This window comes from Meridianimarinicoccus zhengii, assembly GCF_003254465.1.
GTDB lineage: Bacteria > Pseudomonadota > Alphaproteobacteria > Rhodobacterales > Rhodobacteraceae > Meridianimarinicoccus > Meridianimarinicoccus zhengii.
Genome location: NZ_QDFI01000195.1, coordinates 1 through 788, shown reverse-complemented (window position 1 = coordinate 788; position 788 = coordinate 1). Strand labels below are relative to the sequence as shown.

The 788-nt window shown below is 64.3% G+C and carries 1 protein-coding gene; it reads left to right on the top strand.

Features of this window, described 5'->3' with window-relative positions:
* Positions 1 to 395: 395 nt before the first annotated feature.
* Positions 396 to 788, top strand: a 393-nt coding sequence (locus tag DDE13_RS22575) for a transposase (protein WP_235868829.1), incomplete at its 3' end; no start/stop codon positions are given.

Here is a 788-nt window from a genome sequence, read left to right as displayed (position 1 = left end):
CCGGTAGCTCGTCAGGCTCATAACCTGAAGGCCGCAGGTTCAAATCCTGCCCCCGCAACCATCGTTATCGACCCAGCCCCGGCGCCAATGGCCCGGGGCTTTCTCGTGTCACCCTCCCCCAACGCCAGAATGCCCGCGAGAGCACCGACCAGTTCGATGTCGTGGCCCTTGGCCCGAGGGATAAGGCGGATCTCCGTGAGCAAACCGCGCATTATCTCCGCGGCCTCGCCACGCGTCTCAGGGTGGTCCAAGGCTTCGGTGAGATTGGCGACCTGTCGGCGGTAGACGTCCGCCAGTCCCGGATGCAGATGGATCGGCGCGTCGTCTTCCGTAAGCGCAACGCCGACCCCCTCCTGCCATTTCTGAGCTGATCCGGCCAATCTGCGCACATGTGCATGGCGGGGGTGTTGGATTTGGAGAGAGACGGCAAAATGGGCGTCCATATAGACGGCTCAGGGGGTGTTGGGGTTTCCCGGCTCGAGGTGATCGAGGGACCCAGCGGTCGGCGTCGGCGGACAAAGGCCGAGCGGGCGCGGATCGCGGCGGAGAGCATGATGCCGGGGGCTAAGGTCGCCGATGTCGCGCGCAAGCATGGCACGACCCGTTGGCAGGTTTACGACTGGCGCAAGCAGCTCCGCAAAGCCGTCAAGCCTCGCCGCATAGGGAAACGCCGTAGCGCTTACGTTGAGCTGCGTGAACGTGCCGTGCAGATTGTCGCGCAGGGCCACACGCACACCGAGGCGGCGCGGCGACTTTGCGTTTCGATCAAGTTCGTCAACGACATGGTG